Source organism: Leptospira kemamanensis (genome assembly GCF_004769665.1).
Lineage (GTDB): Bacteria > Spirochaetota > Leptospiria > Leptospirales > Leptospiraceae > Leptospira_A > Leptospira_A kemamanensis.
This window is the reverse complement of the sequence record NZ_RQGG01000043.1, coordinates 81944-97890: the sequence shown is the minus strand read 5'-3', so window position 1 is coordinate 97890 and position 15947 is coordinate 81944. Positions and strand designations below refer to the sequence as shown.

The following is a 15947-nucleotide window of genomic DNA, read 5'->3' as shown; positions in this document are numbered from 1 at the left end:
TGAAGGAATGAAAAGAAATTTCCAAAAGTTGAGATTCTCGAAAGGAAATTAGAAGATTTCGATAGGAATTGGACTGGAAGAGAAAAAATGTTTTAGATCCAACCTAAGATTCGTTTGGTTTCGATGGCAAATGCCAAAAGATAGGAATCCATTGTTTTTTTCCAATGTGCAATCGAATTACCAAATCCAGTTCCAACTGGTGGAGAGAGTGTTTGGCTAGCCGCCGCTCCTATATTATTTAGGTTCTGACTTGCGGGAACAGATCCCCGTACGCTATGAAATGTATACACTAGATTGGTGGACGTTGGTTCGGTAATAATGATATCTTGTAAACCATCTGCATTTGTGTCTTGGAAACCGAGCTTAAGAGAAAAGTTGCTACCTGAGTTCTCACCAGCAAACAAGGTATTGCCTACATCGCCATTCGCCAAATTTAAATTAGGAAGTCCTGTATTCAGATCATTTAAGAATAAATTTACATCTCCAATTCCTAAGCTTGCACCTGTGGCACCTATTAGTAAATCTGGGAGTCCATCTCCATTTGCATCCCCTGAAGCTATACTTCCCCCAAAATTACATGCACTCCCACTACATGAAGGAGTAGGTTGGCCGACGAGAGTTGCCACTGGTGGGTTTGGGTAAGGATTTGTGGAATCACAAGTGGAATGGTAAACAAAAACGATGCCTTGGTTTGAATTAAACCCAGATCCTCCAACTGCGAGGTCGATGCAACGGTCTACATTAAAGTAACCCATCGTAATGCTAGTTCCAAAACGACATCCACTAGGATTGGCACAACCAGGTGAAGGTTCAACTACACTCGGAATTAAATACTGTTGGGGTTGGTTCGGAAGGATACCGAAATTGGATATGTAGATATAAATCCTTCCCAAGTTACTAGAATAAGTGCCTGCACCGACTGCTAAATCAATGAATCCATCTCCATTGATGTCTCCAAAACTGAAATCGGTTCCAAAATTATCATTAGCAGCAGGTATATAAGAAATGTTTGCCGAACTTGTGTTTTGTGATGGAATTCCAACGGTTCCTTGGCTATAAAAAATAAATACATCGTCATTCCATGGAGAAGCAAGAATGGCATCATCATACCCATCAAAATTCATATCTGCGCTTTTGACAATACTCCCAAGTCGACCACCATTGGTAATCCCTGAAAGGATAGCATCAGCTTGTCCTCCCAAGTTTAAATTTTGAGAGAGGATGCCAGATGTCCCTTTACTATAAAATAAGAAAACCCTTCCACCGAAGCTAGTAATGCCAGCGTAAGCTTGGGAACCAACTAACACATCTGCATATCCATCTCCATTAAAATCACCAGAACTAATGTTACTTCCAAAAAATGTTCCGCTGGTCTGGCCATCGGTAAGAGTTGTTTCGGGAGTTGTTGCTAATTGTTTAGAGGCAGAATTCATTCGATACACATACGCATACCCTTGCGATCCTGCTCCAGGACTTGCTGTCACAATTAAATCGGGGTATCCATCTCCGTCCGTATCTTTATTGGTTCCTTTTCGGACAAGAATTTGATTTGCTTTTTCGAATGGAATTTGGGCATAGATCGTGTGAAGGCTTCCATAGGTCCAAAAAGAATTTGTTACTGCTTTTGCAGGTAACGCATAACGCCAGGTTCCATTCACAACAGGTACTTGGATCGGTGCATCTAAATCAATACCTACATTCACAAAACTAACATCAGACGGAGCTGACCCAATGATAAAACCAGTTTCGATGATGGAATGATTGGTAACATTGGTAAACGTAACCCGAGATTCTTGTAAAAAAAGTAAATAAATCCCTGGTGAATATCGTTTGAGAAAACTATTGTCAGAACACAACCAATTGTATAATTTCATCAGGCATTCCAATGGAGGATGCGTCAGTGGATTGGTCCAACATTGGGAAAAGGATAACAGGACAAGAATGGCAAAGGTAAAACGTTTGCAATATGGATGAAGTAACTGGTTTACCATGGTGTGATACAACTAACAATGAATTGATGTTTTGTTTTCAAGTTTGCAGAGGCAATGAATAATTGGATTTTGAAATCAAAATTTCGAAAAAAAATCAAAAAAATATCTTTCCTTTTCTTTTTGACTCAAACAAAATATTCCGAATGAGTTTTTTTGAAAGTTTAAAGGCCGTCGCAGCTCAGGCAGTAGAGCTAGTCCAAAACAATCCACAAGTGGTTTCTGGGATCCAAAAGATCATCGAAGAAAATGGTGGAGTTTCCGGAATCATCGAGAAATTCAAAGAGAAAGGCTTCGCAGAGGCTGCTTCTTCTTGGGTTGGCACTGGAGATAATATCAGTATCGGTGCTGATGATGTGATGAAGGTATTGGGGAAAGATTCCGTAAAAGATCTAGCAAGTAAAGTTGGACTCGATACAGAGGCAACAGCAGGACTCGTTGGAAGTTTATTACCTCTTGTGATCGATAAACTTTCTCCAGAGGGAAAAGAACCTGGTGGAGACATTACTTCCCAACTTTCCTCCCTTGCTTCCTTATTTACTAAGTAAAACATTGTAGTCTTTGCACCACCTATGAAAAATTAGGTGGTATTTTCCCGAATATTTCCCTCTATTTTGTCTTGCCAAAAATTGATTTGGTTTCCATTCTTCCTTCCATGAAGAAGTGGTTTCTAATTATCCTTGTTACTCTTGTATTTTTTTCCTGTAAAAGAACACCCAAAATCGAAATAGGACAGAATGTATATATTTCTGCAACTGTTCTCAATGCGCGTAATTCTCCTTCCTTAGATGGCGAAAAAGTGGGGAAACTCAAACTCGGTGACATTGTAAAAGTATTAGAACGTTCTGAAAAAGAGATGGAGATCGATGGTAAATCAAATTTTTGGTACCACATTGAATCTTCTTCAGTGAATGGTTGGGTTTTCGGTGGTTATCTATCCATAAATAAAGTAGAATCCCGTGATGCTATGATCACTGCGTTACAGGGAAGTTTTGTTTATTGTGCATTCCCTGATCGAATGGACTGTTCCAATACATTTGAATTTGAAGGCGAAAGTTTTGTTTACCGTGGTTATGACCAATACACGGGCATTACTGAAAAATCGGAAGGAAGTTATGAAGTGTATGCTGACCATTTGGTAATCGATGCACAATCACGACTGGTTCGTCCTTCTGTATTCATACAATACCCTCAGACAGATGAAGAACGATCTGCATATTACAACGCTTATCATGGTTATTCCAACTCTGACGAACACTTAGTTTCCTTAAGTACTTATCCCGCTGAAGGTAAAAAAGATTTATACTTTTATGTTTGTAATGAAAAACTCATATTATTAGAATCAAAATTGGAAACAGAAGAAGCGTGTAAAGCCAGTTATGTGTATAGCAAATCTTACTGAGGTTTCTCTTTAAAGGCTTCATTTCGTAACATCGTTTGGGTGCGGTGTGTATTTGGATTTTTCCAATTCAGAATTCTTAGTTTCAAATCGGCAGGAAGTTGACTTAAAAAATCCTGCCAGTTCTTTTCTTCCAAAACAGAATAAAACCCCGGTAAATATTGAATCTTCGTTTCCTTCGGCAAATACCTTTGGTATTCCAAGGCGGAGACTCCATACACAATCCGATAAATCGGTCTGTTTTTATGTTTCTCTTCTGGTAAAAAATGAAAGGCATCTCCTACCTTATTGTAACAAATAAAATAATCAAATCCTTGGTGAACGATGATGAGTGTATTTTTAGGAAATTGGAAGAGGGGGAGTAAAATCGAATACAATTTGTAGTCTTGGTTGTTCCATTCTTTTCCACGAACCATTGCATACGTTTGGTAGGGAATGAGAAGTAACAATAACAAAGTCAAAACCCATTTTTCTTTGCTCTTTGCGAGTGAAGGAAGTAGTAGTATACTTCCTGGGATAAAAATCAAAAGAAACATACGAAAGGGAAAACTAAAGGCAGTATAGGAAAATATCGGAAGCGAGAGGAAAACAAACAAAACAAACAATTTGTCATAGAATGACTTTTGATTGGGTTCTAATCTCTTGCGATTGAAGAGATAGAGAATCGGTGAAAGGAACCAAAGGATTTGTTCCAGGGAAAATTCAGGATACAGTTTTGCATATTGATAGAAGGGGGATAAAAACTCAAACTCAAATGATTCATAAAGAACCATCTTGATATCATTCCAATGGAGAGTATTGGGAAAAAAAATACTCAATCCAATCAGTGCCAAAAACAATCCAATGGCAAAATAGAAACTGAGTTTTTGATTTACAGGAATTTGTTTGATAAGCCAAACGAATAGAAAACAAACCGCAATCCCCGCCGTAATTTTATGACTGAAAAATACCAAAGCAAATAGAAACAAAAGTCTCAGGAAGTGATACCACCTTCGAGAAGTACCAAGAGTCTCTACAAGATACAGTTCCGAGAGAAACAAAATGAAAAATAGAATTCCTCCCAGGTTTTTGATGAAGTTAAAACTAAAATGGGGAAGATAAGAAGAGGAGATCAAAAAAACTCCAAAACAAATCGAAGCTAAAAACTGATTGGTCAAAAGATAGGCCAATCGAGTTCCCGAAAGGAAAATCGTTGATACAAGTAACGATACAAAAATTTTATTGGTGATGACGATATTAGAACCGAACTTGGAGAAAGCGACAAGACCATATAAAATAGGAGAGGAATCTGGACTAAAAAATCTACCTTTGCTCACATAGGAATTGACTTGGGCAGCATAATAATACCCATCCGCACCAAAGGCAAATGGAGAACTCATTTGTACAAGAAACTGTAAGATAAAGATAAAAACAAATAGACCGAGTAAAATGAGAATCTGTTTAGATTTGGTAGTCATCGGAAGAACAAAGTTTGAGTTCGCCATTCCCATCCGATTCTCGATAGACAGAGACATTCGAATATCCATTTTTTTGAATTTGTTGGAATTGCAATTGATATCGAGGGAGTTTTTTGGGACTTCGAATGCGAATGGTGAGTGTATCTTCTGTTAACTCAAATGAAAATTGTAAAGGAAATGGAAATGGGTTACGAATCCGTAAGTCTTTTTTGGGATACACTACGGATGCATCAGTTCCGAGAGGAGTAAACCGAGTTTCTTCTGTATATAAGTCACGGGTGTGAGGATACCGTTCTAAAATATCCAAACCAAGTTCCAAACTTAAATAGTAGATGATGCCTGATAGTTGGCAAAGTCCACCTGCAATCTCACTGGATACCACACCCTTTCGGATCACTCGTCCTTCTGTGTATCCTTTTGATTGAGTTGGATTTCCAATTAGATGCCAAAACGAAAAAATCTTACCAGGATGTAATACCCGTTCGTTGATCCTGGAGATTGCAATTTGCAAGTTTTGTAATTTTCCATCTTTGAGTGGAGAAGGCAAAATGGGAAGAGTGAGGGTAACTTCATAATCCCAATTGGTTTTGCGATCCAATTTTGGATTGAATCCAAACCGAAAGAGATCACCACTTAGAAGATCTTGTAACCATCGGAACAAGGATTTTAATTTCAGTTTAAGAAAAGAAACCAATGTGAGTGGTTAGTCCTTTGGTTCCAAGGGAATTTCTGTAAAACTGCGATCTGGGTTCATCATATACGCAGCTTTAAACGGATGAGGAGGTTTGTTCCCCCATTCATTGGGAGACAACAATGAAAAATAATCTCCACTTTCTTTTGCGTAAAGATAAATCATCTGACCTGGTTTCTTTTCAAATTGGCATTTGGCTTTGTGTAACTCGATGTCTTTTTCTGCCTGTTGTAAAATGAGTTCTGCTTCTTCTTTTAAAGCCCGAATTTCTTTGGCTCTGTCTACTAAACTGATCGCAGGTGCGAGGCGGCTTGTGCCGTAGGTGAGACTATGGTGGGGGATAACCTGTTCTTCCATCACTCTTTAGACAAACTTAGGTTTCCTCCAAAGGCAATTCAATTGGAAATTCGATCGAACTATTTCTTTTTTCGAATCAATCTCTATTGAAAAAGGAAAAAAGACGGATTCTAGACAAAACTAGTTGCTAAGAAAAAGGCTCTCCCGATGAATCAGGAAAGCCCAGTTGCCAAGGAAAGACGATTTTTTTGTTTATGACAATGGTTGGTATTGGATGATCATTGCTTTTGCTTTGATTTCTTTTGGCATCACTGTTTTGGATAAAATTCTTTGTAAAGAGTCTTTATCTTTTGATTTCCCAAGTTGAACGACGAAGTATCCATTTTTTACCATGATGAAAGACTTTGCTTTGAGTTTTCCTTGGTTATCTGCTTGGAGTTGGGATAAAAATGTTTCCGCTGATTTTCGATTTGTAAAAGCAGCAAGTTGAATCGTGTATTGTTTTCCTTCGTTTCCTGAGATTGATTTCGGAACAACATGGGAGGATTGTTTCGATTTCTCTTTTGGTTTGGAAACATGGGAAATGTTTTTTAACTTTTCTTCTTTTGGAACATAAGTAGATCTTTGTTCTTTGGATTTTGTCAAATCTACCACTTGTTGTTTTCTTTCTTCTTCCTCATCTTTCGCAGTGGAAGTTTCCATATAATAAGGATGGTTTCCGATATCAGCCATTGGGATTTCTTGAGAAGAAATGGTTTCCTTAGGTTTTGTTCCTTGGACGAGGGAAGAGGCAACTTGGGCCCCTTGGGTATCCGCAGTGATGGACTCTTCTGATTTTTTTGGAGTGCCATCTGTTGAAGGAAGGTTCGCTCCGGCAGTTTCCATCTGTACTTGGTTAGAGGATGGAATTCCACGATTTTGTGTTTCTTCGGATTTTCCTTTTCCTACAGAGACTCCTAAAAAGAAAATGGAAAAGAATAACGCAAATAGAAAGAGAGATAAAACTCCAATCCTTTGTTTGTCTAAATTAATAACGTAAAATACTCTTTCTTTCATGACTTGATCCTATTTTGAATTTCCTTATAGATAATAACGATTTGTTCTTTTAAGCCTTCTCTATCAGTATCGTTCGTTACGACAAAATCGGAGAGGAACTTTTTTTTCTCAATGTCCATCTGAGATGCGGTTCTTCTTTCGAAATCGGCCTTTTCCATCCCACCTCTAACCCGAACACGTTCCCAGTTTTGTTCTTTGGGGAGGTAAATGGTCACAGTGAAGTTACAAATGGTATGAGCATCTGTTTCAAATAGGAGAGGAACTTCCCAGGCAACGATACTTCCAGGTTTTTGTGCTTCAAAAAAGGAAAGGAAGTTCTTCCTTACGAGTGGGTGTAAAAGTTCGTTTAGTGCCTTAAGTTTGGTTTCGTCGCTAAACGCGAGTTCGGCAATTTTGGTTCGTAGGATGGTTCCATCGTTTGTGAGAATGTTTGGCCCAAAGATAGATACCAATTCCGCTTTGACTGGGCTATTTGGTTCTGTGAAACTGCGCGCAATGGCATCGGAGCTAATCGTCACGGCACCTAATTCTCCAAAGATGGAGAGGGCAGTGGATTTTCCTGATCCAATCGAACCAGTGATGCCAATCAGTGTTTTGTTAGAAGCGAGAGCCACGGGTTTATAACATAAAAAACCCGTGAAAGTACAAGTATTTTTTTATCTCATTTTAGAAAAAAATGACTCAAGTTTTTTTCTTTTTGTTTTACTTCGTTGTACCGTTGAAAATCCAGTCTTGTACCAGTTTGGCGGACAATTTGGGATCTTCGATCATTGGGGCATGGCCCATATTTTCCAGAAGTACGGTTTCTAATTTGGTTTTTAGTTTTTTTTCCAAGACTTCCATAACTGAATAGTGGATCACTTTGTCTTCTTTGCCCCAAATGGTGAGACAAGGTGCTTGGATTTTGTCCAGTTGAGTTTCGAGGATGTATCCTTCTTTTCGGATTTGTTTTAAGATGTGTGCATTCCATTCGCGGTTTGCGACAGATTTTTCCGCAAAGTAGGATTTTAAAAACGAAGGAAGATAGGGTGGTTTCACAAAGGTAAAACGCAATAAACGATCAAAATCTTCTTTGTCTTTCACAAGCAGAGGACTTTCTTTCCCTGAGAGTTCGATGGTTTGCATTTCGCTTGGTGTAGGACTTTTGATTCCTGCATTGTCAAATAATATGAGAGACTTTACTTGTTTGGGAAATTTCGCAGCAAAAATCCCGGCAATCCCTCCACCCATTGAGTTTCCTGCAATGTGGAAATCTTTAAGTCCAATGGCTTCTGTGAATTTTTGCAATCGTATCGCTTGGGCTTCCTGGGTATAAGAGATACCTTCCGGTTTACTCGTTTCCCCGAAACCAGGGAGATCTGGTGCAATGACCCGAATGTTTTTGGGAAGGTGTCTGGAAAATCGTGTCCAGTGGTCCTTATCACCACCAAAGCCATGTACGACGAGAAGGGTTTCTCCATTTCCAGGCCGTTCTGTGTACTTCCAAATTATTTCCTCAACAACAATCGATTTTGTATCGAGATCGGAGCGGTATCTTTCTAGGCTAATACCTGTTTTGTGAAGAGTTGAGGCACAACCAATAAGTGTGCCAAACAGAAGGAAAACGCAAGTACTGAATTTAAAATTTGATTTCATTTTTGTCCTTACAAAAAATGCAAAGGTTCGTTGACAGAGGGCTATGAAAAAATACTTTGGTCGTAACCGAGGCCCTGTAGCTCAGTCGGTAGAGCAGAGGACTGAAAATCCTCGTGTCGGCAGTTCGATTCTGTCCGGGGCCAAGGTTACCTATTTTCCAACCTTTCTTTCTTCTCCCATCGTCCAAAGTCCCAAAAATTCATTTTCTTCTACTTTTTTACAAAGTTCAGGTTTATAAAGTTTTTTGACCGGCGGTTTTGGGTAAATGTGGATTTCATCATTATCGGGAATGAAGGTAAGCATACGTAAAATTGTATCTTGGCCTTCAATTTCATACATGGTATAAGACATACCTTTGGAAGGAATGATTTGGGAAGTTTCCAAATACTTGCGAGTAGAGTCTGACATAATCCTTAAAGTGATTCAGGTTTCTTTTCGTAGCAACTAAAAAGTTGATTTTGATTTTCCGTTTTTCCGAAATCGTTTTGCAAAGAGAATCAGTTTCTCTCGGATTTTTGGTGATCGGCCTACAGAAACATTCATACGAAAAAAATGATTCCAATGTTTGGATAACCCAAATAGAGATCCTGGTGCAATTGCCATACCTAATTTTTTAGCTTCCAAAAGAAGTTTGTCTCCATCTAACTTTGATTCAATCCAAATAACAAATCCTCCGTCTGGTTTCGTAATTTTAAGATTTCCATCACTTTCTTTTGTCAGTAGTTCTATGTATTCATGGCTCAGATTTTGGTATTCTTTTCGTAAACTTTTTAAATGTCTTTCATAGGTTTGTCGTTTTAAGTATTCCAGAACTGAAAGTTGAGTTGGGTGGTTTTCTGAAATTTTAAAGGCTCTTGCGATTTTGGATACCGATTGGATCCCCGTTTTAGTGGCGACCCAGCCCATTCTAAGTCCGGGGGAAAGTGTTTTGGAAAAGGAGGAACATAAAAAAGTTTTGGGCCCATTCAGTTTTTGCGAAAAAAAACTCACCAGAGGTTTTGGTCTTGTCCCTGTATAAAACAAATCACCATAGATATCATCTTCGATGAGGTGGATTCCATATCGATCACAAAGTTCGGCCAAAATTTGTTTGGTTTCATCTCGAAATAAAATTCCATTGGGATTATTAAAATTAGCTGAAAATAAAAATACTTTGGGTTTGTGTCGTTTGATGAGTTTTTCAAATTCAGTGGAACTAATTCCTTCTGCCTCACGATAAGGAATCTCCACCACCTTTAATCGTAAGGTTTCGAGAATTTGGAATAGACCCACGTAAATGGGAGAAGGAACGATCACTGTATCTCCAGGTTCTGTAACAGAAAACAAGGAATAGGTGATTGCTTCTGTACATCCTGCTGTGATTTGAATTTGTTTTGAACTCACTCGATACCCATTCATCGATGTTCGTTTGGCCAACCAATCTCTGAGATGAGGATTTCCTTGTAAGTCTCCGTAACTAAAACCATCCTTATAGAGAAGTGCTTTTTTATAAGCGGAATGTAATTCTGCAATTGGTAAATAACGAAGGGCTGGAATCGCTGCTCCAAAGGAGATGAGTTTTGGATCCATGACTGTGTTCATGATTTGTTGGATCCGATCATCTGCTTCCACCGATTCATAAAATTCGTTTTGAGGACCTAGAATCACAGAACTAATGTTTTTTTGTACATAATATCCTGATTTGTTTAAGACGTAGATATACCCTTCCTCTTCCAAAATCCGATACGCTTCCTTGGCAGTTGTCAAACTACAGGATTTTAAAGTTTGAATTTCCCGAAGGGATGGGATTTTTTCGTTTTCCGAATAATAACCAATCTGAATTTCTTTTTTTAGGTCGGAGGCAAGTTGTTCGTATTTTGTTTTTTCCATCTGTATACCTATAGAACAGACCATCTGTATATGGACAGATTTCTATTTCTTTGATAATTTATTGACATGGAAAGAAATCTTGCAAATCTATTTTTGACAAAAAGAACAAATGACATCCGTTCTTCCGCCATTCGTGAAATTTTAAAAATCACAGTCAAAGATTCAGAGTTTCTTTCCTTTGCTGGTGGGCTTCCGAATCCTAGTTTACTTCCTACGGAACGATTAACTCAGGCGACAGAAACAACCATTCGCACGAAAAAGGATGTCGCTTTTCAATATGGAGATTCCACAGGTTATGAAGCCTTAAAGGAATTGATTTTTGAATATTTTGTCGATGAGAAAGAGGACTTTTCCAAGTCTTTATGCATTACGAGTGGTTCCCAACAAGGTCTTGCGATTTTGGGACAACTGTTTATGGATGAAAACACAAATGTGCTTTTGGAAAACCCCGTGTATTTGGGGGCTTTGCAGGCATTTTCACCATATCGCCCTCATTTTGTTTCACTGCCTATGGAAGAGGATGGTCCCAGTATAGAAGCACTCGAAACCATTCTTGTTCGCGAGAAAATCCATTGTTTTTATGCAAACCCGAGTTACCAAAATCCATCCACATGTACTTGGTCCATCGCCAAACGCGAAAAGGTGGCTTCCCTTTTAGATGCATATGGTGTCATCCTGTTGGAAGACGAGGCATATCGATATTTGGATTTTACGGGAACGGTTTATCCTTCCATCACATCGTTACGTAAAAACAAAGACCTATCCTTTGTTTTAGGAAGTTTCTCAAAAATCATTTCTCCTGGTTTTCGATTGGGATGGGTAAGTGTACCTAAACCATATGAAACAATTTTTACTGCCATCAAACAAGGATATGATCTAAATTCGAATCAGTTTTCCCAAGTTGTTTTGGTGCAACTTCTTCGCGATTTGGATATTAGGAAACATTTACAAAAGATCCAAACTTTTTATGCCAACCAAAAGAATCATTTGGTTCGTTTGTTAGAACAATACCTACCAGAAGTGAAATTTCAAAATCCTCTGGGTGGAATGTTTTTGTGGGTAGAGTATCCAAATGTTTCGGCGAAAAAAATGATGGTTAAGCTTATGGAAAACAAAGTGGTGATGATACCTGGAAATGAATTTCGTTTGGAAAAATCAGAACGGGCATTTTTTCGAATGAATTTCAGTTTTTTACCTGAAGAGCAAATGGAGGAGGGGGTGAGAAGGATCCAATCCGTGTATCGTGACATAATTACGTAACATACGTGTAGTAAAAATTGTTTGACATTTACTACTTATCTGTTTACTTATTAAATATGAAGCCTGCAGTCACGAAAGCATTGCATCCTAAGTTTTCCGTCCTCAGTTTGGAAGAAAAATTGGAAATTCTAAAGGAAGATCCCAGTTTTCGAATGCTTGTGGAACAAATGTACCAAAACTATAAGGAAAATCGATCTACTGTGATTCTTTGATTTGCTTCTCTTTGCATGGAGTGTTTCTATGGAAGGAAAGCAGGTAATTATGAATTTAGATCTTACACCACAAGAAACAAAACAACTCTTGGATGCACTCACTGTATTCGAATGGGTGAGTAACTCTCCTCACGAAGAATCGGATCCCAGTGTGGATGGTTTTCTCCAATCCTTACTCAAAAAACTTTCCGCAGGAATGGAGAATAGTCCCATCACTTCTGAAAATGGAATGTACACTGTCGCAGAAGAATATTTCCAAGAAGTATTTGAGTCTTATATCGAACCTTATAATGATGATGTGTTTTGGACAGAACTCACAACCGAACTCGCACAAAGAGATTTGGAACTTTCTATTTCTGAAAAGGAATTAGAAGCAATGGCACCTGAAGCATACGAAACAAAAGTAGCAAAAGAAGCAGAGAAATACGATGCCGAGTTCGAAAAAAATGGTGTTGATCGTTTGTTCTTAAAAAAATAAACCAATCACATCCAAAACAAAACCTAGAGTGGTTTCTAGAAAAAAAAACACGATCTTCTCCTCAAGTGGATTCGTGTTCTTTTTCCCACTCGATGAAGATGACAGTTTGGTCATCTTCTTGTTCTTCTTTTCCCTGAAACAAAAACAATTGGATGACAAGCTCGGCAAGCACACGTTCGGATTCTTTCTGTGTAAATTCCGAAACAATTTTTTGCATGCGGTCCATACCAAACTCTTCTCGCGATTCATTTTTTTGTTCCAACATTCCATCGGTAAAAAGTAGGATACGATCTCCTTCCAAAATGGGAAATTGTTTCTGAGTATAGGGTTGGTCTTTTTTGAGACCAATGATATTACCCGTTCGATTCAAAATAATTTGTGTTCCACTCGATTGGAAAATTTGGTTTGGGTGACCAGCTGACGAATAGTAGACGGTTTTGGTTCTGGTATCAATGTCTAATAAAAATCCAGAAAATACAATTTTTAATCCTGAAAATTTGTTTTGAATTTTTTGATTCAAATGGTTCATCAAATCATCAGTTTTTGTGATAAATCGTTTGATGGCTTCGTATTCAGATTTGATCGCCATCGTATACAATGCTGCTTGGATTCCATGCCCCGTGGCATCTGCGATAAAAAATCGAACGATTCCATTATCGAGTTCAAAGATATCATAAAAATCACCTCCCACTTGTTCTTGGGGTTGGAAGTAGAGATGGATTTTGAGTGGAGAAAATTTGATTCCATCTTCTGGAAGGATTTTTTGTTGGATTTTCTTCGCAAGTAGTAGGTCTTTTTTGATCCGACCGAGTGATGAGTTTAATTGGTAAGTTCTTTCCGAAACAATTTGTTCCAAATTTTCTGTTACGGCAAGTAAGGATTCATTACTGATCTTTAAACTTTCAGCAAGTTCTTCTGCTCTTACGAATGCATTGGCAATCCGACTGGATAAAATTAAAGATTGGATAAAAATAAAACAAAGAAGGGCATAGGGAGTCAGTCCAATCCCTCTGCTATTCAAACTATGTTTTAAAATATCAAAGGAAACCGAAAACGCTAAGACGAGTAACCCAATCAAAAACAATTTGGAATTGGGTCTGCTATTCAAAACTGCTTTTAAGTTGATATGAATGACGTACCCAATGATGAGGAAGGCAAGAATTTGAAATCCATAAAGTAAAATCGTAAAAACCGAAATGGGTAAAAACAATGTAAAGGCAAATACCGTACTGGCAACTAAGGCACGTCTTACATGTTTGATTTTCGATTCTTCTGGAAACAATGAATGAATGAAAAGTAAAAACGTGGGAACCGCAAAATAATAAGAAGCGAATTCAATGCGAAATGCTGTTGGCCAATGGAACTTCGGGAATAATTCAAGGATATATCGTTCTCCTGTAAATGCTAAACGAATTCCAAGCAAAACACAAAAGATCGCAAAATAGAATATGGATGTTTCTTTTCGTTTATAAAAATACAAACCAAAATGGTACAAACCAATGAGAGAAAGTGCACCGAGTAAAAATAACTCACGTGCATTGGCAAACATTCTTTCTCTATCCATGATATATTTGTTTCCGAGAATGGGATGACCCCAAAACCCACCAAAATTGTTTTCATAATTGGCAATATGGAAAACCAACTCCACAATTTCATCATCAGGAATCAGTGTGTAATATTTGGATTTGATACGAGGAGTGTCATCAAATTGGTTAATCCCTGGTTTTCCTTGTCCACCGATGAGAACTCCATTGGCAAAAAATCGATAGGAGGAAGCTACATCGGGAATGTAAATTCGTAGCTCTTGACCTACACTTTGTTTGTTGATATGGATGAACGCGCGTAAGGTGGCTTTTCCTGTCCTAGGTAATTCAATCCCACTATACTCTTCTCCTTGCCAGGAATTCGGAATGGCCAAATAACCCGTCAGAGCTTTTTTTCCATGAAAGGGAGGATAGTGGAATTCATCAAAGTACAACTCCCATTCCCCTTGTAAGTCAATGGCAGTGTTTTCTTTGAAAGTGATCTCTCGTAAATCCAAAATCCCTTGGCGGAACCGAAGGCTATCCCCCAAGTCTGGATTTTGGCATTGAAACGTACACAAAGCACAGGTGGTGATGAGGACCACAAAGAGAATTAATTTTCGCATTGGTTTTAGTTTAGATGAATGTGAAAAACGAAAAGAACTAATTTCGTCCAGAATATCCTATCACATCCATAAACGCAGAAACGGAAAACACAGCTTTCCCTGGGCCTGGTTCTCCATATCCTGGAGGGGTTGGCAAACCATAGGATTCAAAGGTTTCTTTCCATGCGCGTAGTAATTCACAAAAATACACAAGAGGGGGGCCTGCTTGTTGGCCAAGGGTTGTGTACGGTTCAGGGCACCATGCTGTAAATCTTGGCACAATTCCCTTGGACATAAAAAAGTCTAACCCTTGTTTTGTGGAAGTGATTGCTTCTTTTACTGTTTTAAATCCCCAAGGTTCAGAAAGTTCGACACCACCCACAAAGTTCGGGATCACATTTTCGGGTCCAAACACTTCTGCCGAGTCAACCACTCGTCGGATCCAATTTTCATACCCAATCCAACTTGCTTTTCCTGGACAAATTTTTTCAAAGAGATCTTTGTCCCAAACTTCATAATTGGGATGGTAAATCTGAATTCCTGCGTCTTTGAATTTTTGGCAGTCTTCCTTTTCAAAGGCTTGAGCCACCAGTTTTCCCATCCAACGTTTGGGAAAACGAGCTTCGATTGCTTCCGGGTATTGGAGGTAAAAATCCACTTCTGATTTTTTCTTTAGATTGGTGAGAACAGATCCGCCAGTGATCGTATACACTTTTGCAATTTGGTCTTCTGCATCTACCCAAGATAATACTTCTAAAATATCATCCACATCCTTCACACCTGTGTAAGGACGTCCTGCCCCTTTTTGTTGGCGGTAGTTATGATTGATGTCACAGTATGCACATTCTTCGTCTTTTCCAAAATATTGGCAGTTGCGAAAGACTGTGAGGTAGAGGAGGTATCCCCATTCAATGACAGGTGCCACTTCCCCTGGAAGTTTTCCGGATTTGGTTTTGTGTCTGTACCAAGAAGGAATGGGTGGATACTCTGCTGTTCCAATCTCCGTTTCTTCTAAAAAGAGAGTGGGTTTTCCATCTCTCAGTTTCATTTTGTATGGAGAGTTTGGATTGTTCCTTGTGGAGATCACTGTTTTTAAAAGACCGAAATGGCCACCGCTGATCTTAATTTCCTCAGGTGCTTTGGTATCGGCTCCATCTTTTAGGTCAGCTAGGGGAATATGATCAAAAGAAAAAATAAAATAGTCTTTGGATTTATAAGGATCTTTGACTTGGAATGCCTCTGGAAAAAAATGAATGCCTTGCCTGAGAATGTCTTGTTTGACAATCGCTTCCATGGGAAGGTCTTTGTAAGTTCTTTCCATTTCTTCGAGTAAAGAAAGGGAGGAGGCAGGTCTTTGGTTCATTGTAGAGGTTTCAGCCATAATGGGAGTTTTTTTCTTCCTCTGTCTTAGACAAAGCGATTTTCCCGAAAAAACTGCGAAAAAGACCCGAAAATCGTAGGTTTCCTACGAAATACC

16 protein-coding genes and 1 tRNA gene are annotated in these 15947 nt (G+C 38.6%); 6 read left to right on the top strand and 11 right to left on the bottom strand.

What is annotated here, in order from left to right; translation table 11 throughout:
- Nucleotides 1-92: 92 nt before the first annotated feature.
- A complete protein-coding gene (locus EHQ59_RS14805; RefSeq protein WP_135620412.1) occupies nt 93-1874 on the bottom strand; it encodes an FG-GAP-like repeat-containing protein in 1782 nt (593 codons plus the stop codon).
- Nucleotides 1875-2134: 260 nt separating this feature from the next.
- On the opposite strand from EHQ59_RS14805, the gene EHQ59_RS14800 reads away from it, so the two are divergent.
- Nucleotides 2135-2536 (top strand): YidB family protein, encoded by a 402-nt coding sequence (locus EHQ59_RS14800; protein ID WP_135620411.1) that lies wholly within the window; start codon nt 2135-2137, stop codon nt 2534-2536.
- Nucleotides 2537-2643: 107 nt separating this feature from the next.
- Nucleotides 2644-3390: an SH3 domain-containing protein gene (locus EHQ59_RS14795; protein ID WP_135620663.1), complete on the top strand. Its 747-nt coding sequence runs from the start codon at nt 2644-2646 to the stop codon at nt 3388-3390.
- Here EHQ59_RS14795 and EHQ59_RS14790 read toward each other — a convergent pair.
- From EHQ59_RS14790 to EHQ59_RS14765, 6 genes are all read right to left on the bottom strand, one after another.
- Entirely contained in the window at nt 3384-4844 is a 1461-nt protein-coding gene (locus EHQ59_RS14790; RefSeq protein ID WP_244245566.1) for a hypothetical protein, read from the bottom strand. The genes EHQ59_RS14795 and EHQ59_RS14790 overlap by 7 nt on opposite strands.
- The gene (locus tag EHQ59_RS14785) at nt 4828-5538 is read right to left on the bottom strand and encodes a VanW family protein (RefSeq protein WP_135620409.1); all 711 of its coding nucleotides are present in this window, start codon (nt 5536-5538) and stop codon (nt 4828-4830) included. The genes EHQ59_RS14790 and EHQ59_RS14785 overlap by 17 nt, the downstream gene beginning before the upstream one ends.
- Nucleotides 5539-5547: 9 nt before the next feature.
- Nucleotides 5548-5892 carry a DUF2452 domain-containing protein gene (locus EHQ59_RS14780; protein WP_135620408.1) on the bottom strand — a complete coding sequence of 115 codons (345 nt, stop codon included), beginning with the start codon at nt 5890-5892 and terminating at the stop codon, nt 5548-5550.
- A gap of 192 nt (nt 5893-6084) precedes the next feature.
- Complete coding sequence (locus EHQ59_RS14775; protein ID WP_135620407.1) at nt 6085-6888, bottom strand: SPOR domain-containing protein; 804 nt, start codon at nt 6886-6888, stop codon at nt 6085-6087.
- Entirely contained in the window at nt 6885-7502 is a 618-nt protein-coding gene (gene coaE, locus EHQ59_RS14770) for a dephospho-CoA kinase (RefSeq protein WP_135620406.1), read from the bottom strand. The genes EHQ59_RS14775 and coaE overlap by 4 nt, the downstream gene beginning before the upstream one ends.
- An 88-nt stretch (nt 7503-7590) precedes the next feature.
- Nucleotides 7591-8523 carry an alpha/beta fold hydrolase gene (locus EHQ59_RS14765; RefSeq protein WP_135620405.1) on the bottom strand — a complete coding sequence of 311 codons (933 nt, stop codon included), beginning with the start codon at nt 8521-8523 and terminating at the stop codon, nt 7591-7593.
- A gap of 70 nt (nt 8524-8593) precedes the next feature.
- Between EHQ59_RS14765 and EHQ59_RS14760 the strand changes: the two genes are divergently transcribed.
- Nucleotides 8594-8666 (top strand) — tRNA-Phe (locus tag EHQ59_RS14760).
- A 7-nt stretch (nt 8667-8673) separates the two neighbouring features.
- Here the strand turns inward: EHQ59_RS14760 and EHQ59_RS14755 are convergent.
- Nucleotides 8674-8931, bottom strand: a complete 258-nt coding sequence (locus EHQ59_RS14755; protein ID WP_135620404.1) for a hypothetical protein — start codon at nt 8929-8931, stop codon at nt 8674-8676.
- A 36-nt stretch (nt 8932-8967) separates the two neighbouring features.
- Complete coding sequence (locus EHQ59_RS14750; protein WP_135620403.1) at nt 8968-10392, bottom strand: aminotransferase-like domain-containing protein; 1425 nt, start codon at nt 10390-10392, stop codon at nt 8968-8970.
- A 66-nt stretch (nt 10393-10458) separates the two neighbouring features.
- On the opposite strand from EHQ59_RS14750, the gene EHQ59_RS14745 reads away from it, so the two are divergent.
- The 3 genes from EHQ59_RS14745 to EHQ59_RS14740 are packed head-to-tail and all read left to right on the top strand — an operon-like array spanning nt 10459 to nt 12342.
- Entirely contained in the window at nt 10459-11652 is a 1194-nt protein-coding gene (locus tag EHQ59_RS14745; RefSeq protein WP_135620402.1) for an aminotransferase-like domain-containing protein, read from the top strand.
- Between the two features lie 56 nt (nt 11653-11708).
- Nucleotides 11709-11864: a hypothetical protein gene (locus EHQ59_RS17750; protein WP_167321688.1), complete on the top strand. Its 156-nt coding sequence runs from the start codon at nt 11709-11711 to the stop codon at nt 11862-11864.
- Nucleotides 11865-11913: 49 nt separating this feature from the next.
- A complete protein-coding gene (locus EHQ59_RS14740) occupies nt 11914-12342 on the top strand; it encodes a hypothetical protein (protein WP_135620401.1) in 429 nt (142 codons plus the stop codon).
- A gap of 61 nt (nt 12343-12403) precedes the next feature.
- Here the strand turns inward: EHQ59_RS14740 and EHQ59_RS14735 are convergent, their stop codons facing one another.
- Both EHQ59_RS14735 and EHQ59_RS14730 read right to left on the bottom strand, forming a co-directional pair.
- A complete protein-coding gene (locus EHQ59_RS14735) occupies nt 12404-14491 on the bottom strand; it encodes a PP2C family protein-serine/threonine phosphatase (RefSeq protein WP_135620400.1) in 2088 nt (695 codons plus the stop codon).
- A 37-nt stretch (nt 14492-14528) separates the two neighbouring features.
- Nucleotides 14529-15851, bottom strand: a complete 1323-nt coding sequence (locus EHQ59_RS14730; protein WP_135620399.1) for a radical SAM protein — start codon at nt 15849-15851, stop codon at nt 14529-14531.
- Between the last annotated feature and the right edge of the window lie 96 nt (nt 15852-15947).

Bases quoted from the DNA above. Each gene is read 5' to 3' on its own strand.
- EHQ59_RS14805 (WP_135620412.1), bottom strand. From the start codon at position 1,874: ATGAAATTATACAATTGGTTGTGTTCTGACAATAGTTTTCTCAAACGA.
- EHQ59_RS14750 (WP_135620403.1), bottom strand. From the start codon at position 10,392: ATGGAAAAAACAAAATACGAACAACTTGCCTCCGACCTAAAAAAAGAA.
- EHQ59_RS14730 (WP_135620399.1), bottom strand. From the start codon at position 15,851: ATGGCTGAAACCTCTACAATGAACCAAAGACCTGCCTCCTCCCTTTCT.
- EHQ59_RS14765 (WP_135620405.1), bottom strand. From the start codon at position 8,523: ATGAAATCAAATTTTAAATTCAGTACTTGCGTTTTCCTTCTGTTTGGC.
- EHQ59_RS14790 (WP_244245566.1), bottom strand. From the start codon at position 4,844: ATGACTACCAAATCTAAACAGATTCTCATTTTACTCGGTCTATTTGTT.
- EHQ59_RS14795 (WP_135620663.1), top strand. From the start codon at position 2,644: ATGAAGAAGTGGTTTCTAATTATCCTTGTTACTCTTGTATTTTTTTCC.
- EHQ59_RS14740 (WP_135620401.1), top strand. From the start codon at position 11,914: ATGAATTTAGATCTTACACCACAAGAAACAAAACAACTCTTGGATGCA.
- EHQ59_RS14735 (WP_135620400.1), bottom strand. From the start codon at position 14,491: ATGCGAAAATTAATTCTCTTTGTGGTCCTCATCACCACCTGTGCTTTG.
- EHQ59_RS14800 (WP_135620411.1), top strand. From the start codon at position 2,135: ATGAGTTTTTTTGAAAGTTTAAAGGCCGTCGCAGCTCAGGCAGTAGAG.
- EHQ59_RS14745 (WP_135620402.1), top strand. From the start codon at position 10,459: ATGGAAAGAAATCTTGCAAATCTATTTTTGACAAAAAGAACAAATGAC.
- EHQ59_RS14755 (WP_135620404.1), bottom strand. From the start codon at position 8,931: ATGTCAGACTCTACTCGCAAGTATTTGGAAACTTCCCAAATCATTCCT.
- EHQ59_RS17750 (WP_167321688.1), top strand. From the start codon at position 11,709: ATGAAGCCTGCAGTCACGAAAGCATTGCATCCTAAGTTTTCCGTCCTC.
- EHQ59_RS14775 (WP_135620407.1), bottom strand. From the start codon at position 6,888: ATGAAAGAAAGAGTATTTTACGTTATTAATTTAGACAAACAAAGGATT.
- EHQ59_RS14780 (WP_135620408.1), bottom strand. From the start codon at position 5,892: ATGGAAGAACAGGTTATCCCCCACCATAGTCTCACCTACGGCACAAGC.